Annotated in this window: 17 protein-coding genes; 9 read left to right on the forward strand and 8 right to left on the reverse strand. The window is 67.2% G+C overall.

The features are described from left to right. Positions 1–84 precede the first annotated feature (84 nt). A complete protein-coding gene (locus tag NZ773_03660) occupies positions 85–2,544 on the reverse strand; it encodes an ATP-dependent Clp protease ATP-binding subunit (protein MCS6801024.1) in 2,460 nt (819 codons plus the stop codon). 65 nt (positions 2,545–2,609) lie between these two features. Next, complete coding sequence (locus NZ773_03665) at positions 2,610–3,785, reverse strand: S1 RNA-binding domain-containing protein (protein ID MCS6801025.1); 1,176 nt, start codon at positions 3,783–3,785, stop codon at positions 2,610–2,612. 299 nt (positions 3,786–4,084) lie between these two features. Between NZ773_03665 and NZ773_03670 the strand changes: the two genes are divergently transcribed. After that, a complete protein-coding gene (locus NZ773_03670; GenBank protein MCS6801026.1) occupies positions 4,085–5,401 on the forward strand; it encodes a hypothetical protein in 1,317 nt (438 codons plus the stop codon). Here NZ773_03670 and rimM read toward each other — a convergent pair. The 4 genes from rimM to NZ773_03690 all read right to left on the reverse strand — a co-directional run bounded on the left by rimM (position 5,398) and on the right by NZ773_03690 (position 8,191). After that, positions 5,398–6,075, reverse strand: coding sequence for a ribosome maturation factor RimM (gene rimM, locus NZ773_03675; protein ID MCS6801027.1), 678 nt, complete (start codon positions 6,073–6,075; stop codon positions 5,398–5,400). The genes NZ773_03670 and rimM overlap by 4 nt on opposite strands. Next, complete coding sequence (locus NZ773_03680; protein ID MCS6801028.1) at positions 6,072–6,299, reverse strand: KH domain-containing protein; 228 nt, start codon at positions 6,297–6,299, stop codon at positions 6,072–6,074. Before NZ773_03680 ends, rimM begins: the two co-directional genes overlap by 4 nt. Positions 6,300–6,311: 12 nt before the next feature. After that, on the reverse strand, positions 6,312–6,584 hold the full coding sequence (gene rpsP, locus NZ773_03685) for a 30S ribosomal protein S16 (protein MCS6801029.1): 273 nt from the start codon (positions 6,582–6,584) through the stop codon (positions 6,312–6,314). 68 nt (positions 6,585–6,652) lie between these two features. Beyond that, entirely contained in the window at positions 6,653–8,191 is a 1,539-nt protein-coding gene (locus tag NZ773_03690) for a hypothetical protein (GenBank protein ID MCS6801030.1), read from the reverse strand. A gap of 263 nt (positions 8,192–8,454) precedes the next feature. On the opposite strand from NZ773_03690, the gene NZ773_03695 reads away from it, so the two are divergent. The 3 genes from NZ773_03695 to NZ773_03705 are packed head-to-tail and all read left to right on the forward strand — an operon-like array spanning position 8,455 to position 11,696. Next, entirely contained in the window at positions 8,455–10,161 is a 1,707-nt protein-coding gene (locus tag NZ773_03695) for an ABC transporter substrate-binding protein (GenBank protein MCS6801031.1), read from the forward strand. A 3-nt stretch (positions 10,162–10,164) separates the two neighbouring features. After that, positions 10,165–11,115: a 23S rRNA (guanosine(2251)-2'-O)-methyltransferase RlmB gene (gene rlmB, locus NZ773_03700; protein ID MCS6801032.1), complete on the forward strand. Its 951-nt coding sequence runs from the start codon at positions 10,165–10,167 to the stop codon at positions 11,113–11,115. After that, on the forward strand, positions 11,112–11,696 hold the full coding sequence (locus tag NZ773_03705) for a Maf family protein (protein ID MCS6801033.1): 585 nt from the start codon (positions 11,112–11,114) through the stop codon (positions 11,694–11,696). Before rlmB ends, NZ773_03705 begins: the two co-directional genes overlap by 4 nt. Here the strand turns inward: NZ773_03705 and NZ773_03710 are convergent. Beyond that, complete coding sequence (locus NZ773_03710) at positions 11,671–12,342, reverse strand: hypothetical protein (protein ID MCS6801034.1); 672 nt, start codon at positions 12,340–12,342, stop codon at positions 11,671–11,673. The two genes, NZ773_03705 and NZ773_03710, sit on opposite strands and share 26 nt — an antisense overlap. Positions 12,343–12,467: 125 nt before the next feature. Between NZ773_03710 and NZ773_03715 the strand changes: the two genes are divergently transcribed. The 4 genes from NZ773_03715 to NZ773_03730 all read left to right on the forward strand — a co-directional run bounded on the left by NZ773_03715 (position 12,468) and on the right by NZ773_03730 (position 21,172). Further along, entirely contained in the window at positions 12,468–13,802 is a 1,335-nt protein-coding gene (locus NZ773_03715) for a hypothetical protein (protein MCS6801035.1), read from the forward strand. Between the two features lie 145 nt (positions 13,803–13,947). Continuing rightward, positions 13,948–15,558 (forward strand): protein kinase, encoded by a 1,611-nt coding sequence (locus NZ773_03720; GenBank protein MCS6801036.1) that lies wholly within the window; start codon positions 13,948–13,950, stop codon positions 15,556–15,558. A 53-nt stretch (positions 15,559–15,611) separates the two neighbouring features. Then, on the forward strand, positions 15,612–18,395 hold the full coding sequence (locus NZ773_03725; GenBank protein MCS6801037.1) for a DUF2723 domain-containing protein: 2,784 nt from the start codon (positions 15,612–15,614) through the stop codon (positions 18,393–18,395). Continuing rightward, a complete protein-coding gene (locus NZ773_03730) occupies positions 18,392–21,172 on the forward strand; it encodes a glycosyltransferase family 39 protein (protein MCS6801038.1) in 2,781 nt (926 codons plus the stop codon). The genes NZ773_03725 and NZ773_03730 overlap by 4 nt, the downstream gene beginning before the upstream one ends. Positions 21,173–21,368: 196 nt before the next feature. Here NZ773_03730 and NZ773_03735 read toward each other — a convergent pair whose 3' ends face one another. Then, positions 21,369–21,968: a 3'-5' exonuclease gene (locus NZ773_03735; GenBank protein ID MCS6801039.1), complete on the reverse strand. Its 600-nt coding sequence runs from the start codon at positions 21,966–21,968 to the stop codon at positions 21,369–21,371. Positions 21,969–22,086: 118 nt separating this feature from the next. On the opposite strand from NZ773_03735, the gene NZ773_03740 reads away from it, so the two are divergent. Continuing rightward, positions 22,087–24,387 (forward strand): penicillin acylase family protein, encoded by a 2,301-nt coding sequence (locus NZ773_03740; GenBank protein MCS6801040.1) that lies wholly within the window; start codon positions 22,087–22,089, stop codon positions 24,385–24,387. Positions 24,388–24,473 lie beyond the last annotated feature (86 nt).

Below are 24,473 nucleotides of genomic sequence, written 5' to 3' on the forward strand. Positions count from 1 at the left end.
GATTACCGGGCGCGTCGCTCAATCGGGAACAAGCAAAAGGCCCCCGGGAAGAGAAGCCGGGGGCCCGCCGCCTGTCCATGAGGTCTAGGGTGTTTCGACCAGAGCAGCGGTACGGATGGCGAGGTCGTCGCCTTCGACGATGATCCGGACCGTGTCGCCGGGCCGCACCGTGCCTTCAAGCAGCGCCTCGGACAGCCGGTCTTCGACGTTGTTCTGGATGACGCGGCGGAGCGGGCGAGCGCCGAAGGTCTCGTCGTAGCCCTTCTCGGCGAGCCAGTCTTTGGCTTCGTCGGAGATCTCGAGCGTGATCGACTGCTCGACCAGGCGCTTCTGCACCTTGGCGATCTCGAGGTCGACAATGCTTCGGATCTGCTCGCGCGAGAGCGGATGGAAGACGACGGTGGCGTCGATCCGGTTGAGGAATTCGGGACGGAAGAGATTCTTCATCTCTGCCATCACCTTCTCCTTCATCCGCTCGTAGGCCTGTTCACGCGTTTTCACTTCATCGCGCGTGGTGCGGAAGCCGGTCACGACGTCGCGCTTGATCAGGTCCGCTCCCACGTTGCTGGTCATCACGATGACCGTGTTGCGGAAGTCGACCCGCCGCCCTTTCGCGTCGGTCAGCCGCCCTTCGTCGAGGATTTGCAGCAGGATGTTGAAGACGTCGGGGTGCGCCTTCTCGATCTCGTCGAAGAGGACGACGCTGTACGACTTGCGCCGCACCGCCTCGGTCAGTTGGCCGCCCTCGTCGTACCCGACATAGCCGGGCGGCGCGCCTACCAGCCGGGCGACAGCGTGCCGCTCCATGAACTCGCTCATGTCGAGCTTGATCATGTGGTCTTCGCTGCCGAAGAGGAACTCGGCCAGGGCGCGGACGAGCTCAGTCTTCCCGACGCCCGTCGGGCCGAGGAAGATAAACGACCCGATCGGCCGCTTGGGATCTTTCAAGCCGGCGCGGGCGCGGCGGATCGCCTTCGAGACGACCGAGATCGCCTCATCTTGGCCGACGACGCGCTTGTGGAGCGCCTCTTCCATGTGAACCAGGCGCTGCGACTCGTCGCCGGCGATCCGGACGACGGGGATGCCGGTCCACATCGAGACCACTTGGGCGACATCGTCCGGCCCGACCTCCGGCTTCGACGACCCTTGCGACGACTGCCAGCCCATCTCCAGTTTTTCGATCTTGTCGGCCAGCTTCAGCTCGCGGTCGCGCAGTTCCGCGGCATATTCGTACTGCTGGCTGCTGATCGCCGCTTCCTTCTCGCGGCGGACCGTCTCGAGGCCCTTGAGCGCCTCCTTCAGCGAGGGCGGCGTCATCGACCGCTGGAGCCGGACGCGCGAGGCAGCTTCGTCGATCAGGTCGATCGCCTTGTCGGGCAAGAAGCGGTCGGGAATATACCGAGCGGCGAGCTCGGCGGCCGCTTTCAGTGCCTCGTCGGTGATCGTCAGGCGGTGGTGCTGCTCGTAGCGGTCCTTGATCCCGCGCAGGATCTCGATCGTCTCCTCAATGGTCGGCTCCTCGACCATCACCGGCTGGAAGCGCCGCTCGAGCGCAGCATCCCGCTCGATGTATTTGCGGTATTCGTCGAGCGTGGTCGCGCCGATGCATTGCAGCTCGCCGCGGGCGAGGGACGGCTTGAGGATATTGGCGGCATCGACCGCTCCCTCGGCGGCACCCGCACCGACGAGGGTGTGCAGCTCGTCGATGAAGAGCATGCAGTTGCCCGAGGCGCGGATCTCCTCGATCACCTTCTTCAGGCGCTCTTCAAACTCGCCGCGATACTTCGTGCCGGCGACAAGCGCGCCGATGTCGAGCGTGAGCAGCCGCTTCCCGAGCAGCGTCTCGGGCACATCGCCGTTGACGATGCGCTGCGCCAGCCCTTCGGCGATAGCCGTCTTTCCGACGCCGGGCTCGCCGATCAGCACCGGGTTGTTCTTCGTGCGCCGCGAGAGGATCTGGATGACCCGCTCGATCTCCTTCTGCCGGCCGATGACCGGGTCGAGCTTGTTGGCTCGCGCCGCGGCGGTCAAGTCCATGCCGAGCTGATCGATCGTCGGGGTCCGCGCTGGGCTGCGCATCTCCGGATGCGACTGCGGCATCGACTGGCTGAGGACACGGATTGTTTCGGCCCGCACGCGTTCGAGGTTGACGCCAAGGCTCTCGAGGACCCCCGCAGCGATCCCCTCTCCTTCGCGCACCAGCCCGAGCAGCAGGTGCTCGGTGCCGATGTAGTGGTGATTCAGCCGGCGCGCCTCGTCGACGGCCAGTTCGATCACCTTCTTGGCGCGAGGGGTAAGGCCGATCTCGCCGAGCACCATCCGGTCGCCGCGGCCGATGATGAACTCGACCGCCGAACGCACCTTGTTCAGCTCGACGCCGAGGTTGGCGAGCACTTTCGCAGCGACGCCGTCCCCCTCGCGGACGAGGCCGAGCAAGAGGTGCTCGGTGCCGATGTAGTTGTGATTGAAGCGCTGCGCTTCCTCTTGAGCAAGGGTCAAGACTTTCCGCGCGCGTTCAGTGAATTTGTCAAAGCGGTCAGCCATGGCCGCCTGCTCCATGCTGGGCGCCGCGCGCCCTGAACGAATTGCTTCTGCGTCGTTCGGTGGGATTAATCATGGTCATTGCGACGACCACGAAAGGCGTCCTCCCCAAGGTCTTCTACCGCTTGCCGGAGGCTCAGACCGAGCCGGTGCCGCTCTGGCTCGATCTTGACCACCTTCAACGTCAGAACGTCCCCTTCGCGGACAACCTCCCGCGGGTGAGTAATCCGCCGGTCGCTCAACTCGGAGACGTGGATCAGCCCCTCGATCCCCTCTTCGAGTCGGGCAAACGCCCCGAACGACGTCAGCTTCGTAATTTTACCAGTTACGAGCTGTCCCAGAGAATACCTTCCCAGCACCCGCTGCCACGGCTCCCCTTGAGCGCGCCGGAGGCTCAGTCCGATCTTCTTCGTCTCCGGGTCAACGTTCATCACGTAGACGTTCACTTCGTCGCCCGGCTTGACTACCTCGCTCGGGTGCTCCACCCGGTCCCACGACAGCTCCGACAGATGGATCAGCCCATCTGCGCCGCCGAGGTCGACGAAGGCGCCAAAGGAGGTGACGCTCGTGATCACGCCGCGCCGAACATCTCCCGGCGCGAGTTCACCCAGGAGGCGCTCTTTTTGCTGGGAGCGCCATTCCTGCATCGCCGCCCGCTCCGACAGAATAACGCGGTTGCGCCGCCGGTTGACATCAACGACCTTCAGGCGGAGCGTCCGCCCCACCATTTCCTTCAGCCGTTCTTCAAGCTGCGCTTCTGCTCCTCCCTCGGTGCGGAGGCCCATCACTTGGGAGCTCGGCAGAAAGCCGCGCACCCCATCGATCGAAACGATCAGCCCGCCTTTGTTGAAGTCGACAACCTCGGCCTCGAAGATGGCTTGAGTCTCATACAGCTGTTGGATGCGCCGCCAGCCGCGCTCTGCGCGCGCTCGGTCAACCGAGAGCACCGCAACCCCGCCGACATCTTCGGGCTGAACGACATAGACCAGCACGGTGTCGCCCACCTTGAGCGGCTCCTCGCCCGAGGCGACGCAGGTTGCCTCGTTCGCCGGGACGTGCCCTTCCGACTTGCCACCAATATCGACCAGGATGCCCTCCCGGTCGATCGCGACGACCGAGCCCTCGATCACGTCGCCGCGCCGAAGCACGGCATAACTCGTGCCCATCTTGGCGTCGAGAAGCTCTTGCATCGTCAGACCGTTTTCGTCGGTCGAGTGGTCTTGGTAGCTCTTCACGAGGGTCACGCCAAACCTGCGAATCCTCAAGCAGCCAACAGCTTCTGGGACTCGCCCGAGTATATACCCCGCACGAGGAATTCGCAAAGCATTCGGCGGCGCGCCGGCGACCCTTGCCCACGCCCTCTCCCCTCCTCAGCCCGGACCGCCCTTTATCTTGAAGGTCGGCGGCACCGGCCCCCATCATGCGGGTGCTTCCCTGCTGAAAGCACGCTTGACAAGCGGATGGACGCTTTCTAGCATTAGCTCGCCAGCTTGCCAGCTTCATCGGCACCGCAGGCTGGACAACGCGCCGAGGCAAACTGCAGATGACGCGATGGCGCTTGGTGACGCTCGCCCTCGTGCTGGCGGTGGTTGCGCCAGCCTCTCTGCTGACGGCTGACCTCGCGTTTGGGGCTCCGCCGCGCGATTATCCCGTCCCGAACGGCCACTTTTTTTCTCAAGCCAATGGGGATGACCGAAGCCCCTATGGATTCACTGTCTCAGACAATGGCGGTGACCTGTTCTACACCGAATTCCAACGCTACGGCGGTGTCAGCGTTCTCGGCTATCCCATCTCGCGCCGCTTTCTCCTTGACGGCTTTCCCTCGCAGGCGTTCCAGAAAGGTATCCTGCAATGGCGGAAGAATGAAAACCGGGCCGTCTTCGTTAATGTGTTCGATAAGCTGAGCGAGGCGGGCTACGATGATTGGCTGCGGACGGTTCGTCTTGTGCCAAACCGCACGATCCCGGAGGAGCCGAGAAACGTTCCCTTCGAACAGATCATTGTCACCCGCCAAGCAGTCCTCAACGACAATCCGCAAATCCGCGCTGCCTACTTTGCCGCGAGAGACCCCCTCCTTCAGTACGGTCTGCCGACCTCGCGCATCGAAGACCTGGGACCGGTTTATGTGGTCCGTCTGCAGCGGGCTGTGATCCAGCTCTGGAAGACCGACCAGCCGTGGGCACGGGCGGGGCAGGTGACGATCGCCAACGGCGGCGACATCTTCAAAGAGGCGGGGATGATTGAGAGCGGCCCCGCAACCCCGCATCCCGCCCCGGGATATGAGGGTCACGGTCCGGCCCCTGTGCTGCGCGCTCCCGCCGTCACGCCGCGCCCCGCTCAACCGGCCGACCGCGCGGCCGCGGCCCGTCCCGCCGCGTCGGCGACCCCCGTCCCGAGCAGTGCGGGCACAATTGTGCGGCAGATCGACCCGCGTCGCCGCACCCAGCCCGCCTACCTCCAAGAGGTGCCGAACGCCGACTTCATCATCATCAAATTACGCCAGCGCACGGCTTGCGAAAACGCCTGGATGGGCCACGGCTTCTTTGAAGTGCAGGATAAAGACGGTCGCCCTCTTGACAAGGTGACGATCGTCACCCAGAGCGGCGACACGATCGTCCGGCACATCTCGGGAACCAAAGCGCCCGGCAAGGTCGAGGCCTATTTCTACCGCGGCAATTGGACTGCTTGGGTCGAGAAGGATGAGAACGGCCGCCCCGTCACCTCCGACCGCGCCGTGAATATGGACACGATGATCTTTACGATCACCCCTGAGGAGCACGCGGAGCGCTTCTGCAACGGCGTCGAGACCATCACGGTCGGCCACTACTCCTATGACGTGACGTTCCGCAAGGTGCGCTAGCGCGGCGCTTCCTGCTCGAGCGCAGGAGTGGCGGCCGCTTTGCTCGGGCGCCCCGCTGCGCTCTCGCCGCGGGCCGGCGTCTGGGGTGAAGAGCGGCGCCGCCGCTTCGGCTGCCGTCCTAGGCGCGGTTTGGGCGGGGTCGGGATGCTTCCTTCAAGCGGTTCGGCGATCAACACCCCCGCCTCGAGGTCGATCGCGAGCACCACATCCTCGATAGCAGGGAGATAGAGCAAACCGTGCGGCGTTGCGACGACATAAACGTCGTTGGCGCCGGTAAAGAGCACATCAGTGACCGTGCCGAAAACCCGGCCCTGCCGGTCTTGGACGCGAAGCCCCACGAGCTGATGAATGTAAAATTCGCCCTCCGGCAGCGGGGGGAGTTCTGCTTTCGGGACGAGCAGAAACTCGCCGCGCAGCGCTTCGGCAGCGGTGCGGTCAGTGACCTCTTCGAGCGTGATCGTTGCGTTGGCGCCCATGATGCGTGCCTCGCGGAGGCGCATGCGGCGGCTGGCGACGATAAATTCGCGGCCGGGAACCAGCCGCTCAGGGAAATCCGTCTCGAGGCGCACCCGCAGCGCACCTTTCAGCCCGAAGGCGCCGACGATCTGGCCGACAGCGACGAACTCGTCCGGCACCTCTCGCGGTCGCCGGGGCGGCGCGGGACGATCGGTCACTCGATTTCGAGAACGTACCGGCCGCCGGAGCGGGTGGCCGCAGCCTTAAGCAGCGTCCGCATGGCGCTTGCGATGCGGCCCTGTTTGCCGATGACCCGCCCCATATCATCCGGGGCGACCCGGAGCTCGAGGATGGTCGAGTTGCGGCCCCGCACTTCGCGCACCTGCACCTGCTCGGGGTGGTCAACAATCGACGAAGCGATATATTCGATCAGTGCTTTCATCGTCATCGGCGGCTACGCCTTATTGGCGGCAAGCTGCTTGAACTTCTCCGTGATGCCGGTAATAGCGAGCAGCTTCGCGACTCGATCGGTCGGTTGAGCGCCGTTGCGGAGCCAGCGCAAGGCTTTCTCTTCGTCGATGACAATCGTCGACGGTTCGGTGCGCGGGTTGTAGTGGCCGATTATCTCGATGAAAGCGCCATCGCGCGGAGAGTGCGCGTAGGCGGCGACGACACGGTAGGTTGGTTTCTTCTTCGACCCCATGCGGCGAAGACGAAGTCGTACCATAACGTTCCTCTCAGCTGTTGCAGCAGAAAAGTATAGAACTGTTTCGCGCCCGGGGCGAGGAGAGGGCGCTACTTCGGAGTAGGGATGTAGGCGCCCGTCGGCTTTCTGCCGAGCGCATACGCAGTCGATGTTTTGAGGCCGGCGACGCCGGTAATGATCGGCAGCAGCAGCGGCATCATCACGTAGAAAAGCGCCATTTCGACGACCCGGCGCCAAACCGGCGCGCGATCGGGCACGTAGAGCGGGGCTGCAAGCAGCCGCCAGAAGACGACAAGGCCGAGCACCGTAACGATCGAGAGGAAGAACGGCAGCCCCATCTCGAGCGGGGTTAAGTCGTAGCGAGGATAGAGCGTCTCGACCACGCTGCGCGCAGCAAGAAATCCCCAGCCCGGCAGGATGGTCAGCGTATCCCGCTCGATCCCCGCCCACAGTTTCCAGGCGGTGAAATAGGGCGCGCCGGCTTTCACCGACTCAATGAACTCGTCGAGCGGCCCTTCTCGCCACCGCGCGCTCTGCCGGAACAGAACGCGGAAGCTCGTCCAGTAATCCTGCAGCCGGGCCCAGACGGTTCGGCCCGTCTCAAAGATCATCACCGGATAGACGTAGGTGGGCACTGGGAGGCCAGTCACCGCAAAATCGTCGCCATACCGCATCCGGAGCCGCAGCTCGACCCCGCTGTCCTGACTGTGGGACTGGGTCGGCCAGAAGTCGACCGAGTGCAGCAGCTGCAGGCTCGCAGCGGCGCCTGTGAAAGCGACTTCCGGCCAGCGGTTCCACCCTAAAGTCAGGGCGGAGGTCCCGAGCGCCGCGATCCGGCTATGGAGCGGCGCTGCCCAATAATCGATCGTGAACATGACGACCGGCTGATAGACGCGTTTGTGCCGGTTGGGGTCGCGAAGGAATGTCGTCAGGAGACAGGCGAGATAGTTCGGATGGAGGCGAGTATCGGAGTCGAAATCGGCCACGATCACTTTCGCCGGGTCGCCGCCCGCGCGAACGACCTCGTCGTACAAGATCCGCCCGGTGTAGTGCATCGCGCTGCTGGGCCCCGGCAGGACATCCGGCTCGACCGGATGGAGGATCTGGCGGACCCGAAGACGGCCGGCGAATTCGGCCGCGAGGCGTTCGATCAGCGGCGGCGTGATCGGGTCGGTCACCTCGGTTGCGTACACGACCTCCACCTGGCGGAGCCCCGCTGGGTCTGGCCAGGCGCTGTTCAGCACCGACTGCAGCGAGGCGCGCAGCATCTCGACATTCTTCTCGCGGAACGCCCGCACGAGAAGGATGAGCCGATAGTCCTGCCAGCCATCGCATTGGGCGAGCTGGGCAGCCCAGTCTTCCGCAGCGGCACGCTGGACCGGGGCGTAGTTCCGGATCGCCCCGAGCCCGAAGCGAAGGACTTTGAAGAAGAAGATCCCCGTCGCGATCAGCACAAACGCGAGGCCCGCCATCGGGTGGATCGCCGTCAGCCATATCGGCGCAAGGACGATCAGCCACGCGAAAAGCCCGGGGTAGGCCTCAATAAACCGATCGCGGAGCGAGACATGTGCTCGCGCGGCGGCCGCGCTGGCAAGTCGCTCTTCGCGAGGGCGGACTGAGTTTTCCATCTCAAGACGTCCTTCGAGCGGCAATTGGAACAATTGCGTCGCGCTGCCTGAGAGTCTCGCCACTGTCACATGGGAGCCGAGGCGCGACACAGCAAGAGGGGCGCCCGCGCGTGCCGAGTCCGCCGGCAGTATATCAATCACTCATTTCTTCAGCAACCGCTCGCCTGCCTGACTGCTCGATCAGCGCGAGCCGTTAACCGTTCTCTCGCCGTGCCGCCTTCCATCGTCGCCCGCTGAGCAATTGGGTACACTTCGGTAGCGATGTGCAGCACGTTCGCGCGGCGAAAGACCCCGCTTCTCGTTGGGCTCAGCCGACCTCGGCGCGGGAGCGCGGGGGGGTGATCGGACGCCGTCGTTTTCTCCAGTTGGCGGGCGCGGCTGCGGGGCTGGCGTCGGTCCGCTGCGCGCCGATCCTGCCGGCCAGCACCGACATCGGCCCGCCGCTTATCCAGCCGGGGGGGATGCTGCGCGTGGCGGTTGCTGGTGAACTGCCGAGCGGCGACCCGCTGGTGACAACGCCCGCGAACCAGGTCCTGTGTGGGCTGCTCTACAGCCGGCTTCTGCGCCCCCGCGCGGGCGCTGGAGTGCCCTACGACTCGGCCGAGATTATCGAAGACCTCGCCGAGAAGTGGGAACAGGTCGATGACTATGTCTACATCTTCTATCTGCGCCGCGGGGTCCGCTGGCACGACCTCCCGCCGGTCGCTGCCCGGGAGGTCGTCGCTGATGATGTCCGGCTGACCCTCGAACGGCTGATCGCGCTGCGGCCTGCCGCCGCCCCGCTCGCCTTCGGCGCCATTGACCGGATTGAGCTGCCCGACCGCTACACCCTCAAGCTGACGCTCCGCGAGCCCCTTCCGTCGATCATCGCGGCGATTGCCAGTCCTCTTGCGCGGATTGTGCCGGCGGAGCTGATCGATCGCGAAGTCGACCTGCGGCGTCATCCCGTCGGCTCGGGCCCCTTCCTGCTGCCGCGTCCCGACCGCAGCGGCCGGATTGTGCTCCGCAAAAACCCCGGCTATTTTCGCTCCAGCCAGCCCTATCTCGAGGCGGTGGAGCTGGTCTTGGTGCCGGACCGCGCCACAGAACTGGCGCTGCTCAAAAACCGAGAGAGCGACCTCGGCATCGAACCGGCCGGGCTGCTGCAGAGCGAGGCAGACGCGCTGCGCGCCGCGAACCCCGACCTCGTCATCAGCCGCATCCAGCGGCCGACCGTCATCCTGCTCGGCTACAACGACGCCCGCGCGCCGTTCCACGACGTCCGCCTCCGTCAGGCAGTCTCGCTCGCGCTCGACCGGCGGCGCCTGGCGAGCGAGGCGTATGGCGAGAATTATGTCTTGTCTGGGCATGTCCCGCCGTCGGTAGCGGACTGGGCGCTTTTCCCGGACGAGGTAGAACGGTTGTGGGGGCGCCGAGACATCGCCCGAGCGCGCGCGCTCTGGGCAGAGGCGGCCGTTGTCGACCCGGGCGAGCTGACGTTGCTGGTGCATCCCAGCGCTGACCTTGGCGGGCTCGCCGACGGGATCGTGGAGCAGCTTCGGGAGGCGGGGATCCGCGCTCGCCTCTCTCGTCTCGAGCCGGTTCTGCTCGGGCGGGCGCTTGCTGACCGCGCTTTCGACCTCCTACTCATCCAGCCCGCGCCCTCGACCGAATTCGATGACTGGACCGGCGCGCTCTACAGCGCGGCCTCCCCGCGCAATCTCTGGGGCTATGTCGACCGCCGGTTTGAGGAGCTGCTCCTTCGCACGCGCCGCGGCCCGGACCGAGAAGGACGCCGTCGCGCGGCGCTCGACCTCCAGCGCTACCTTGCCGATAAGGTTCCGGTCGCCCCCCTCTTCTCGCCAGTGCACTACTATGCTGTTGCCGCGAACGTGAAGGGCTGGGCGCCCCATTGGTCCGCCGGCTTGCCCGGCCTCGATGAGGCGTGGCTTTACCGCCCGCCGCTCCCGACACCGACCGGGCGGGGATAAGCAATGCCCACGGAGACAATCCTTGGTCGGCACGCGGTCAGCGAGGCGCTTCGCGCCGGGCGTCCCATCCGTCGGCTGCTGGTGGTCGGCGCGCGGGGGCTTGTGCCTCCGTCGTACCACGATCTCGCCGCGCTCGCCCGGCAGCACGACATCCCGGTGCACATCGTTAACCGCCAAACGCTCGACCGGCTCGGCGCTCAGCATCAAGGAATTGCGGCGGAGGTGGAGCCGTTCGCCTACGTTGAGCTCGACGCGCTCTTCGAGGCGGCAGCCGCAAGCGGGCGCCCCTTCTTGGCCGTCGTGCTCGACTCGGTTCAAGATCCCCAGAACTTCGGAACACTTCTCCGCACTGCTGCCGCGCTTGGCGCCCACGGCATCCTTCTTCCGAAGCACCGGTCGGTAGCCGTCACCCCGGCAGTGGAGCGCGCCTCTGCCGGCGCCGTATCGCGGCTGCGTATCCACCGCGCCACGAACCTTCCCCGAGCGCTCGACCAGCTCCGAGAGCGGGGAGTGTGGGTGTATGGGATCGATGCTCGCGCTCCCCTGCGCTACGATCAGGTGGACCTGACCGGGCCGATTGCTCTTGTCGTCGGCTCGGAGGGAGCCGGGATCAGTCGTCTCGTCGGCGAACACTGCGACCGGATGCTCCGCGTGCCGATGGCCGGCGAATTCGACTCCCTGAACGTCGCGGTCGCCGGCTCAATCGTCTTGGCCGAAGTCTTCCGCCAGCGCGAGCGAGTAGGCGAAGCGGCGGAAGGGCCGCTCCCCCCGAAGCAGGCCAAGGCGAGCTCCGCCGCCGGCGCGCGCGAGACCGCGCCAGTCTCTGCTCCTCCGACGCCCGGCCTGCCCCGGCCGACCCCTGACCGCCAGCCGACGCGGGCTCAGGGCGGGAAGCGACGCTCCGGTCGGCCGCCGGGCATGGGCGGGCGGGGACGCCCCGGCCGCCGGAAATGATGCGGCTGCTGCTCCTCTCGGCGTCGCCGCGCCGGCGCGACCTCCTTGCTGCAAGCGGCCTCTCTTTTGAGGTCTGCCCAGTCGCCATCGACGAGACCCCCCGCCCCGGGGAGTCCCCCGCGCAGCTCGCGGAGCGGCTGGCCCGCGAAAAAGCGGCCGTGGCCCCGGTGCGCGACGCTTGGGGCATCGCCGCCGACACCGTCGTTGCCCTCGAAGGCGAGGTGTTCGGCAAGCCGGCAACCCCCGAGGAAGCGGTCGCGATGCTTCGCCGGCTGCGCGGCCGCTGGCATGAGGTGTATACCGCAGTCGCCGTTCGCCGTCCGGATGGCGTTCTCCTCTCCGCGGTTGACCGCACCCGTGTCCTCATGCGCTCGTATAGTGACCAGGAGATCGCCGCCTACGTCGCGAGCGGCGACCCGCTCGACAAAGCGGGAGCGTATGCAATCCAGCATCCGGGCTTCCGGCCGGTCGAGCGGATCGAAGGGCGATACGATACTGTCGTCGGGCTGCCGGTACCCCTGGTCATGCAGCTGCTCGATGCTGCCGGCTGGCCGCTCAGGTCAGCCGCAAGTCCGCAATAAGGTCGGTCTCGCTCGTCTGGATCGCGAGGATTCGAAAGCCGACAGCATTCCGGTAGGCGTTCATGCGGGTGTTGATCGCCTCCTCAACGACCTCGGCAATCTGCCCCCGAAACGGCAGGAGCAGGAGTGAGGAGCTGAGAGGCGTCACCGCAATGCGGTTTCCCGCCAAGGAAAGCTGCCCCGTAAACGAGAGGGCGAGGTCGCGCGCGCCGACCGGACGCGCGCGCAGGACGATGATGTTGCCAGGGCGGATGTCGAGGTCAACGGTGTCGATGCCGGCGCCGATCCCGCTGGTCGGGATCGACTGGTTGGCAACGGAATTGAGATACGCCTCTGAGATCCGAAGCTGCACGTCATAGCGTCCCGGTGGGCGGGGCGTCGGCTCGGGGAGCAGCTCCGGAAAAGGCGTCGGCGTTGCGGCGGGAACGAGGACCGGAAGTTCGGTAGGGGTCGGCGCTGCTGGGCTCGCGCCGAAGGTGACCGGCTCGGCGAACTGGGCGACGATTGTCGCCGCCGCCGCGTAGCCGAGAAGGAGCAGCAGCGCGAGGGTTCCTACCGCGCCGAGCGCCATCATGCCGAGGGAATAGAGACATGAATGGACCGGGGGACTAAGGGTCGGGTCGGGTCGGCGGCCCGGCTTGATCACGCCTCATCTCCTACAGTGATGTTTTAACGCCGTCGGCCAGTGTTCGTTCCGCCTCCTTGACTCCTTGCTGCTCGCGCTCGAGAATCGCGTCGGACCCGGACAGGATGGCCGAAAGGGGGCGTGCCATGCGGATTCTTTGGGTGCTGGCGCTTGCGCTGGCGCTGATCATTCCGGCGAACGTGTCGGCGCAGGAGCCGAGAGCGGGGCGGATCGCGTTTGCCGGACCGTTCGGCCTCTGGACGATCGGGAGCGACGGGCGCGGTGAACAGCTGCTTCCCAGCGGGGTGGGCGCCGACATGCCGGCGTGGTCCCCGGATGGCCGCCGCCTCGTCTACGTCATCAGCGGCACGCCGGAAGCAGGGGTCTGGCTGCTCGACCTGCAGGACGGCTCCCGCCGCCTCCTGACGCGCGATCTCTGGCGCTGGCCGGCCTGGTCTCCCGATGGCCGCGCGATCGCGTTTACGCTGCCGCATCCGTTCGGCTCTGACCTCGGCATCTGGGACCTCCAAGTAGGCGCCGGCGTCATCATCGCTACTGGCGGGTTCAATGAAGCGCCCTCGTGGTGGCTCGACGGCTCGCGCCTGCTTTTCAGCCGGAATGGCGAAATCTGGAACATTCGCGTTGATGGCGGCGAGGCCGGGCCCCTGCCGGGGCTCGCGGGGATACGAGCGCTGCAGGCTGCTTGGTCGCCGGACGGCTTGCGGCTTGCCTACCTCACGACACCCAGAGAACGCAGCTTCGACGACCCGACCGCGCCGGTCCAATTGTGGGTCGCAACGAGCGAAGGGTTTGACGGCCAGTGGATCGCCCAGGGCGCGATCGACCGGACGCAGCGGATCAGCTGGTCGCCGGATGGCAACCAGATCGCTTTCGCGGTCCTCTCCGGCCTCGGGTCGGATATCTACACCATCTACCGAACGGGCGGAGAGTGGCAGCGCCTCTCGGACGGACGCAATCCGGCGTGGCGGCCGGCGGTGCCGGACGTGACGCGCCCTGTCTCACCGGTGTGCGCGATCGCTCCGGAACGGCTGTATGCCGACGCCTTCCGGAAAGTGCCCGCGCTCCAACAGTATATCGGCTGCCCCACCGACCAGATCTCCTCGGTGTATGGGGTGATGCAGGAGTTCGAAGGCGGGTTCCTCTACTACCGGACCCTGCCGAGCGGCACGACGACATGGGTGTTCTTCAACGACGGCACGTGGACTGCCGGCGACCCCCGTCCGCTGCTCGCAGCGCCGATCGTTCCGCCGCCGCCCGGCCGCTTCGTGCCGAGGAATGCCTTCTTCAACGTGTGGGTTGCCCTTGGCGGCCCCGTGTCGCGGCTTGGCTGGGCGACGACCGAAGAGACGGGCTTCCCGAGCGACGGGCAGCCGTATGAACGCGGCCTCGCGTTTGCGGGGAACAATCGCGTTATCTTCCTCAACGTCGACGGGACGTACCAGATGGTGCTGCTGCCCTAGCGTCCGCTGCCCCTATAGCGGCGGGGGCGCTGCTCTCAGCGCTCAGCAGCCGCCTTCCCGCTGCGTCGCGGTGAAGCCGCGCGCATTCTGATATGATCCTTCGCGATTCTCTCAATACCGCGCCCAGCGCGCCACAGGAGACGAGGTGCAGGAGCTTCGCGGGGTTCAGCTCGGCCCCTACGTCCTCGAACGCGAAATTGGCCAGGTCGGGGCGGCGCGTGTCTTTGTCGGGATGCAGACGACCCTCGGCCGTCGCGTTATGGTGAAAGTCCTCAACCTCTCTGGCGCTGTCAGTCCGACGGTTATCGAGCGGTTCAAACGCGAAGCGGCCGCGATCTCGCGGCTGCGCCATCCGCATATCGTTACTGTCCACGACTTTGGAGAAGAGAGCGGTCTGCTGTACCTCGTGACCGAGTATGTCGAGGGCGGCACCCTCGCCGAGCGCCTCGGCCAGCCGCTGCCGTTCATCCAGGCCTACCTGATCATTTCCCAGGTTGCGAGCGCCCTCGACTATGCCCACTCGCGCGGGGTGATCCACCGCAACGTCAGCCCCGATACCTTGCTGCTCGTTGAGCGGGGCGGCCCGCGGAGCCTCCTCGACGGCAATGCCCATCCGTGGGTCCTGCTCTCTGACTTCAGTCTCGTCAAGCTGACCGACCTGCCGACGGTGACAGGCAATGCCGCGCTCTTCGGCGCACCGTATTACATGAGCCCCGAACAGGCCCAGGGCTTGCCTGTCGATAAGACGACCGACATCTACTCCTTAGCGATCGTCGCTTTCGAGCTGTTGACGGGCCATGTGCCTTTTGGCGGCAACACCGCCTTCGAGGTAGCGAATAAGCACATCACCGAGCCGCTGCCGAGCGTGCGTCTTGTCGTCCCCGACCTTCCTCCCGAGATCGATCGCGTGCTCCAGACCGCGGCGGCCAAGTACCCGCGCGAGCGCTATCAGTCAGCCGGAGACTTCGCCGACGCGTTCGCGCGAGCGGGAGGGATCGAGCCGACCGGGCGCGACGCGTCTCTCATCACGCCTAGCGTCGGAAACGGCGTTGCGCCGGCCTTCCCGGCGGGCGAGCCGGTCGACGACGAAGACGAAGCGCCGATCCGGCCGCTCCCCTCTTGGGCGATCCCCGCTGGGGGCGCGACGATCGGTTTGCTCTTTATCTGCCTCGCCATATTCTGCGGCCTTAATATCGTGGGTCCGGCGGTCAGCCGCGCTCTCGGGCTGACGACGACCCCAACTCCCACTGCGACCCCAACTGTCCGCCCGGTGCTGCCGGCAGCAACCGGCACCGTGACTGGCACGGCCGGAACAGCGGCGACGCCGACGATCCCCGTGCCGACGGTTGTTGTGACGGGGGCAGTCATCTTTCCTTCCGACGCCGAGGCCGTCCAGAATGTTGTCCGCCAGAGCAACGTTGTTTGGGCGAGGGCAGTGGGCAAGGGCGGCACTACTGATGAACTGAGCACGGTCTTCGCCGGACGCTGGCTGAACCTGATCACCAGCCAGGTCCGCGCTCTGCGCAGCAATCAGCAATACCGCGACGCCCAGCTGCTCGACCTCCGGATCGAGTCCATCGAATTCCAGAGCAATACCTCGGCGACCGTGCGGACCGTCGAGCGGTGGAACGACACGCTGCGGGCCGAGAACGGAACGCTCATTACGACCAATCCATCCAATCTTCGTCAGGAGTACGATCTCGAGCGGATCAACGGGAGATGGTACGTCGTTGACTCTCGGATCCAGCGCGGCTAGCCGCTACCCCCCGAACCGTGGTGACGTCCTCCTCCCGCGTTGATACTCCCCGCATGCTGACGAGGTTCCCAGGGCGCTTGCAGCGGTCTCAGCCGCCTGCTGCGCTCAGCGTCGGCGACTGGATCACGGCGGCCTTCCTCGCAGTCGCGGCGTTTCTGCTCTACCGCCAGACCCTCGCGCCCTCGGTCGTCGCCCTCTTCGATGACACGCTCGAGTTTCCCCTTGCTGCCCACCAGTTCGCCATCCTCCACCCAACGGGCTATCCGCTCTATGCGCTTTTGCTGGGGCTCTTTGCCCTTCTGCCGGTAGGCGAGCTCGCCTACCGTGTCAATCTCCTCTCGGCTGTCGCCGGCGCGGCGGCCGTCGGCGGAATGGCAGTGCTCATCCTCGTCCTCGCTGTCGGCTCGCGGCGGGCGAGCGACCGCGTGGGGGCAGCGGTCGGCGCGCTGCTGCTTGCCGGCTCGAGTGTGTTCTGGTCGCAGGCGATCGTCGCCGAGGTGTACACCTTGGCGGCGGCGCTTGCGCTCTTCGCTGTCCTCGCTACCCTTCGCGCTCTCCGCTGCGGCCGGGGCTGGAGCTGGGTCGCGTTTGCAGTTGGGCTGGGCCTTGCGCATCACCGCACCTTCGTCCTCCTCCTGCCTGCCCTTGCGCTCGCGGCGGCGGCGGCCGGCGCGCTCCCTCCTCCTCGCCGGTGGTGCCCGAGCGTGCTCCTGCGAACATGGTGGCCGCTCGCTCTTGGGCTGCTGCTCTATCTCTACCTCCCGCTTCGAGCCTCGGTCGGCTCAATCGACGGAACCTACCGCAACGACCTCCCCACCTTCCTTGGGTGGGTGACCGGCGCGGTCTACGGCGGCTTTCTCGGGGAGAACCCGCTCGCGCGTCCGGGCAACCCGCTCCTTGCGTATGCGCAGCTTGTGATCAGCCAGTTGACGCCGCTCGGCCTCATCTTGGCCGCGCTCGGCTTCGGCTGGCTGCTCGCGCGCTCGTGGCCGCTCGCGCTGCTGCTTGGGGCGTGGTATGTCCCGACAGCGCTCTTCGCGCTCCTCTACCGCGTTGCCGACCCTGAGGTTTTTGCGCTGCCCTCCTTGCTTCCGCTCGCTGCGGCGGCGGGCGTTGGCGGGGTCGCGCTCGGGCGCGGCCTCGCGAATGTCGTCCTCCGCTGGAGCATGCCGTGGCGGGCGATTGCTCGCGCCGGAGGCGGCATCGTGCTCGCCGCGCTCGTGGTGGCGCCAGCGAGCGCGGTGATCGCGAACTACGACGATGTTGACCTGAGCAGCGAACTGACCGCGCGCGCGTACGGGCTCGACGCCCTCGCCCAGCCGTTGCCGGCGAGCAGCGCCATCATCGCATTGCTCGGCGAAGCGTCGCTGTTCCGCTACCTCCAAACTGCTGTCGGAGCGCGCCCGGACATCGCCGTCCGCTTTGCCGACCGGGAAGAAGCGCGGCTTGCTGCTGTTCAAGCTGCGCTCGACGAAGGCCGCGAGGTGTACGTGACGCGGCCTCTTTCCGGACTGGCTGAGCGCTACCATCTCAGCGGCGTCGGCCCGCTAATCGCTGTCGAGCGTCTGCCCGCGGAGACCCTGCCGCCAGGGGTGCGGCCGGTCAACCGGCTTCTCGGCGAGATCGAACTGCTCGGTTACACCAGCGAGATCATTTTCGGCTATGGCCTCGGCCCGGGGGGGCCGTCAGACCTTCGTCCCGCCGCTCGGTCGGTGCGCGTGACCCTCTTCTGGCGGGCAAGCGCGCCGATTGCCCAAGACCTCGTCACCTTTGTCCACCTCCAGGAGCCCTCTGGCGAGCGCTGGGCCCAGTCGGATAGCCGGCCGGTTCGCGGAGCGTATCCCGCGCCCCTGTGGAGACCGGGCACCATCGTCGCCGACGTCCACGACCTCCCGCTGCCGCTCGGCACGCCCCCCGGCGACTACATCCTCGTTGGCGGGCTCTATCAGGCGGCAGGCGAAGGGAGGGTGGCGCCCCAGAGTGTCCGCGAGGTGCGCCTTGGCCCTCAGTTTCTCGACCCCCGCCCTGGCGGCTACACCCGCGCTCGGCTCGACCTTGACCCAGCGTTCGCGCGCTTCAGCGGTGTCACCCTAATTGGCCAGCGCCTGCCGAAAGGGTCGGTGCCGCCGGGGGGGCAGTTGCCGCTGGAAACCCTCTGGCGCAGCGAGCGCGAGATGGCTTCCTCGCTCACCCTGACGGCAGAGCTGCTCGGCGAGGGCCGAACGGTGCCGCTCGGCAGCGCGCCGCTTGGCGGACGCTACACCACGGTTCGCTGGCAGCCCGGCGAGATCGTGCGCGACCGCGAGACGTTTCGGCTCCCGCCCGACCTGCCCGATGGGCGCTATCAGCTTCGGATCTCGCTCGGCGAAGGAACGCGCCATGTCCTCGGGTCGATTGAAGTCGTCGGCCGCCAGCGGCTGTTCCAGCTGCCGGCGCCGCCTCCCAATCGAACGGCTGTCCGCTTCGTCGGAGGGCCGGAGCTGCTTGGCTGGACGGCGAAACGCGTGGGCAGTGCGCCGGAACAGCGCGCCGAGATCACGCTCTACTGGCGCTCGGCCGGCCCGCTCGACAGGGACTACAGTGTCTTTGTCCATCTCGTTGCAATGAACCGGATCGTGGCCCAGCACGACGGCCAGCCGGCAGACGGCACCGCCCCAACGACGGGCTGGGTGCCGAACGAGTACATCATCGACCGTCACCGTGTTCCGCTCCCTGCCGGCCTTCCGCCCGAGCAGCTTCGGCTCGTCGTGGGGATGTATGACCCCGTGACCGGTCGCCGTCTCCTCTCTCCTCGCGGCGACGCGGTCGATCTCGGGCCGCTCCGGTTTGAGCCATGATGAGCGTCCCGGCGCGGCGTCTCCGCCGAGCGGCCGTGCCGGCAGTTGCCGCTCCCGGCACCTTCCTGCTCGGCGCAGTTGGGGTGCTGCTGCTGGCTGCAGCTGCGCGCTTCTACAATCTCGGCGCGTCCAGTCTCTGGTATGACGAAGGGTTCAGCGCCTTCGTCGCGAGCGAACCGCTTCCCGAGCTCATCGCGCATACCGCCCGCGATATCCATCCTCCGCTCTACTATCTCTTGCTTCATGGGTGGATGCAGGCAGCGGGACGGAGCGACGTTGCTCTCGCATTTTTCTCGCTCGTCTTCGGTCTGCTCTCGGTTGCGCTCGTCATCGCGCTCGCCCGGCGCTGGTTTGGCGACGGGGCAGGGCTCTTGGCCGGACTGGCTGCTGCCGTCAATCCCTTCCAAATCTGGTACTCCCAAGAAGTGCGGATGTACACCCTCGCCGCCTTCTTAGGGCTGCTCGTTCTCGCCGCCGCGGGGCGGGGCGAGCGTCGCGATAGCGCTCTCTACGTCGCGGCCGCAGCCGCTGGCCTCTTCGTCCTCTATTACCTCGCTTTTCTGCTGGTCACGCTTAACCTAGTCATGCTGGGAGCGTTCGTCGTGAAGCGGCGGCTGCTTGGGCAGTGGACGCCGCGCCGCTGGCTGATCGCTCAAGTGCTGGTGCTGCTGCTCTACCTGCCGTGGCTGCCGATCGCGGTGCGGCACGCGCTTGCGCCGGCGGTGCCGCCGTGGCGCGACTTCGTTCCGCCCGACGCGGCGCTGCTGGAGAGTGTCGCGGTCTTCGCGGCCGGGCAGCTGGCGACGCCGCAGATCCCCCTCACGCTGCTTGTCGTCGGGCTGGTCCTTGCTGCGCTCGGCACGGTGAGCCCGACCGCCGGCCGCATGCCGGTTTTCCTCATGCTCGCCGCCGTCGCGGGACCGGTTCTCCTGATCGTGGCAGTCTCCTTCGTCACCCCGCTCTATCATCCGCGCTACCTCTTCCCCTTCAGCCTCCCGGTGAGCGTGGTGGTCGGCGTGGGGATGGCGCGCCTGCTTGCCGCGGCGCCCCCGCTGGGCGCGGCGGCGCTGGCGGCTCTTCTGCTCGGCTCGGCAAGCGCCGTGCACGCCTATCACACCGACGACCGGATCGCGCCTGACGACTACCGCGCTGCCGTCGCCTATCTCGCGGAGCGCTGGCAGCCGGGCGACGCGCTGCTCATGAATGCCGGCTATATCTATGCTCCCTTCGTCCACTACTGGCCGCATCCCATCGGCTGGCGCGGCCGCCTCACCGACAGCCCGCCCCCGACCGAGGGAGCGATTGTCTACCAGACGGGAACGATTGATGGCCCGCCGGGCCTCGGCGGCGGTGACCCGCGCGCCGATTTCTACTCGACGACGTGGGCAGAGACTGAAGCTGCTCTTCAGCGCATCGCCGCTCGCCACGCCCGGCTCTGGGTGCTGCGCGGCTACGATACTGTCACCGACCCCCGGGGACAGATCCGCCAGTGGCTGACCGACCACGGTCGCCCGTTTGAGGATGTCGTCTTTCGCGGCCCAAGCAACATTCGCGTTCAGGGCTGGATTGTCGGCGAGGCGCCTCCCGAACGCGCTGCGGCGACCGACGGCCCGCTGACGGCGGGATATCGCCCCGTGCGCGGCGATGTGACGGCCGGCGGCTCCGCGCGCGTGGCGATCGCTTGGCGTCCTGACGCGCCGGTCGATCGCCCGCTGCGCGCCTATCTTGCCCTGGTCGATGAGGAGGGCCGGATTTGGGCGCAGCAGGACGATCCTGCAGTCGGCCCGGCGTGGACCGCCGCCGCCTGGCGCCGAGGGCAGTGGACTCCAGACCCGCGCGCGTTTCGCATCCCGCCCGGCACACCGCCCGGCGACTACCGGGTTGAGCTCGGCGCCTACTTCCCCGGCGGCAGCGCGATAGAGTTCGAGACCGCCGCCGGGCGGGCGTGGCGCCTTCCGGTCGGCGAGCTGACCGTTCGCCGCGGCATCGGCCTTGCCGACCCGAAAGTGCTGCTCCCGGTCGGCCGAGAGCTCGCGCCGGGACTGTGGCTGGTAGGGGCCGATTTTGGGCAGTTCGAGGTGCGCGAGGGCGAGACGCTCCGTCCCACCCTCGTCTGGCGGGCGCGCTCTTCCGCGCCGGCAGGGACAATCGCCCTGCGGCTGGTGATGAAAGAAGGACCCGTTGCCGCGATGACGGCGGGTGAACCGCTCGGCGGGCGCTACCCCCTGCGGGAGTGGCGCGCTGGCGAGCTGGTCCGCGATCCTCGCGAACTGCCGATCCCCGCCGGCGTCGAGGGGATCGGCACGCTGGAAGTGTCGGCGGGGCAGGGATGGCATCCTCTCGCTGAAGTGCGGGTGGAAGGACGGCAACGACGGTACGATGTTCCGCGTCTTGGCCAGCCGTTCGGCGCGCGCCTTGGCGACGTCGCCGAGCTTGTCGCCGCAGCCATTGCTGAGGGCAGGCCGGCGCAGGTCACCCTCGTCTGGCGCGCTGCCGGACGGACCGAGACGAGCTACACCGTCTTTCTCCAAGCGCTGGATGCGGCCGGGCGGATCGTTGCCCAGCGCGACCTTCCCCCCCTCGGCGGCGCGGCGCTTACCTCAAGCTGGCTGCCGGGCGAAGTGATCGTGGATGAAATCGCCCTCACTCCGCGGCCGGACGTTCCGGCGGGGCCATACCGCCTCATCGTCGGCCTCTATGACCCTCGCACAGGCACTCGTCTCCGGCTGCCGAGCGGGGATGATTATGTGGAAATCGGCACCGTGCGTTTCGAATGACCCTCCGCCGCCTCGGGCGGCGAGGATCGGCCCTCCGCGGCGCAGACCCCGGCGGCGGAACGCGAACGCCCAGCGTGCGCCAGAGCACTGAAATTCTGCTGAGCATCCGTCGTCCGAAGCGAGACTGTCGCGCTGCTGGGATCGGCCGGCGCTCGGCGGTCCTGCCGGCGCCGCCGTCGAGGGGTGCGCTGGCCGGCTATCCTCTCGCAGCACGGCAGTAGGCGTGCAGCAGGCCGACATCGCGCGGCAGATCACGGTGCCGTTGGAGCATGCGGCGCAGCACTTCTGCAGTTGCGCGCGCATCGGCCAACGCCGAGTGGGCGCCGACGTGCTCCCGGCCGCAGTAGTGCCGAACTGCGGCGGCGAGGTTGCGCTTCTGAAGCTGGGCGCCATCCCGCTGGTGAAAGAGCGTCATAACGTCGATCAGGGCGCGCCCTGCGAGGGGAAACGTTCTACCGCTGCGCTGAAATTCTTTGGTCAGGATCGGCAGGTCGTAGCGAATGATGTTAAAGCCGGCGAGGTCGCAGCCGCGCAGCAGCGCCTCGACGGTGGGAGCCAGCGCGCTGAACTGCGGGTGACCGATGACATCGCGGTCGGAGATCCCGTGAACGCGCACTGCGTCGGCGGGGATGGGAATGCCGGGGTTGACCCGGAAGACGTTTTGCTCCTCGCGCCCGTCCGGGTGGACAAGGAAGAGGGCGATCTCGACGATCCGAGAGTGTGCGGTGGAGATCCCCGTTGTCTCAAGGTCAAGAAAGGCGATGGGGCGATGCAGGGGGAGGGTGTCAGTCAGCATGATCGGCTCCCTCATGAGACACCGCACGCAGCGAGCGCGTTCTTGGAGCGACGCCTCGCGCCAGTATAATCGCTCTCAGGACCGGTGAGGGCGCGCAGTTTGCGCGGCCGGCGGAGAGGTGATCACCAGAGCGGTGTACTTCCCGTTGCTCTCCTTTCTTCTCGGCGCGGCGGTTGCCGCTCCGCTCGGCTACATCGGCGCGCGCCGCGCCATCGAACGGCGCCGCGCCCTGCCGCGGGTGGTCAGCGGGATCAGCGCGCCGGTGGAGATCGTGCGCGACCGCTGGTGGACCCCGCATGTCCGTGCCGCGTCGATTGCGGATGCGCTCTTCGGCCTCGGCTTCGTCCACGCGCAGGACCGGCTCTTTCAGATGGACCTGGCGCGCCGTGCCGCGGCAGGGCGGCTGTCAGAGGTTATCGGCCCGCCCACCGTCGAGATCGACCGCTACTACCGCACGCTCGGCTTGCAGGCTGTCGCTGAGGCCGAATGGAACCGCACGCCGCCCGAATGGCGGCGCTATCTTGAGGCGTACGCGGCCGGAGTGAATGCGGCACGCGCGATGCTCCCGCCGCCGATCGAGACGTTCCTCCTGCGCTACCGCATCGAGCCGTGGCAGCCGGTTGACTCGCTTGCGCTCACGCGGCTGCTCTCCACCAGCCTGACAATGAACTGGGAGTCTGAACTCGCGCGCTGGCAGTTGGCGATGCGCTACAGCGGCCGGAAGGTCTGGGCGAATGAGCAGCCGGAGCGGCGGCCGGAGGAGTCGCTCTTTGTGCCGGCGCTCGGCCTGAGCAACGCCTGGGCGGTCTCAGGCGCTCGGAGCGTCACCGGTCATCCCCTGCTCTCCGGCGACCCGCATCTGCGTGCTAGCCTTCCCCCAAGCCTGCATCTGAGCCATGTTCAGGGCGGCGACCTCGACGTTATCGGCGCGTCGATGCCCGGCGTTCCTGGGATCCTGCTCGGCCATAACCAGCGGATCGCTTGGTCGGTGACCGCGGCGCTGACCGACTGCCAAGACCTGTTCATCGAGGAGTTCGACCTCGACGGGCGCTACCGCCGCGGCCGTGAGTGGCGGCAGGCGGAAGTTCGTGTCGAGCGGATCCGCGTTCGGGGCGCGCCGGAGGTGGTGGTCCGCGCCCTCTCGACCGACCGGGGACCGATCATCTCCACGGTGCTTGATGGCGACCTGCCCCCGCTCGCTCTTTCAAGCTCGGTTCTCGTGAGCGAGCCGAACACCATGCCGGCGCTGCTGGGGCTGAACCTCGCGCGGGATTGGGAGAGCTTTCGCGCCGCCCTCCGCTGGTGGACCTACCCGCCGCTCAACTTCATCTATGCCGACGTTGACGGGCATATCGGCTACCAGCTCGCCGGCTTCCATCCGCGCCGCGGCGAAGGGAGCGGGGTGCTGCCCCTCCATGCCGCCGACAGCCCCGGCTGGGAAGGCTGGGTTTCGTTCGATGAGCTGCCCAGCCAATTCGACCCGCCGGAAGGACAGGTTGTCTCCGCCAACCAGCCGCCAGGCCCCGGCTACCCCTTCCTCGGCTTCGATATGTTCGACTCCAGCCGCTATGAGCGGATTGTCGCACTGCTCGCGGAGACCGAGCGGCATTCGATCGACAGTTTTCGTCGTCTTCTCGCTGACTGGTATTCTGCGCCCCTCCACCGCTTCGCCGAGGCCTTGCTGGCGGCGCGGCCGCGCCGGGCGCTCGAAGCACACGCGCTCGCCCTGCTTCGCGAATGGGACGGCCAGCTGCTCCCCGAGAGCGCCGCGGCGGCAGTGGCCCAAGTTGCGCTGCGCCGGCTGATCGATGAGCATGCCGATGCGGAATTCGGCGAGCTCGCGCCGCTCTGGCTCGGCTTCGGCCCCCATGTTGCAGCTCCGTTCAACAGCTATTCCTACCGGAACCGAACGATCATCCTCGGGATGGTCGAGCAGTGGCGAAAAGAGGCGAGCTGGCCCGAGCGCGCCTCTCGCGTGCTCGCTGCTGCTGTCGAGGAACTGGAGGCGACCCTCGGGGGTCCTGAGCGCTGGGCGTGGGGCCGGCTGCACGTGCTCCACGTGCGCCACCCGCTCGGGGTGATGCCGGGCGTGGCGCGGCTGCTGAACCGCGGTCCGTTTCCGCTCGGCGGCGATCAGTCGACGGTGTTTCAGTCGGCGCTCGCGCCCAGCGACCGCTACGGTGCCTCGGCGGCAACGCCGGCTGTCCGCCAGATTTTTGACCTTGCCGACTGGGACCGCTCGCGAGCGGTCCTGCCCGGCGGCCAGTCGGGCGCGCCCTTCAGCCCCTACTATGCCGACCAGCTCGACGACTGGCTGGCAGTGCGTGACCATCCTTTGCCGTTTACTCGCGCCGCCGTCGACAAGGAGGCAGTGGCGCGGCTCCGGCTGACCCCGTCGAACGCGCCGACAACCCGCTGAAGTGAGCGTGATACAATCCTGCGCGTCCCGCTGGTCAGACGGGAGCAAAGCAGTCCGATCGACACTGGGGTCGATCTGTGGGAGGA

The organism is Dehalococcoidia bacterium, from assembly GCA_025054935.1.
Lineage (GTDB): Bacteria > Chloroflexota > Dehalococcoidia > SpSt-223 > SpSt-223 > JANWZD01.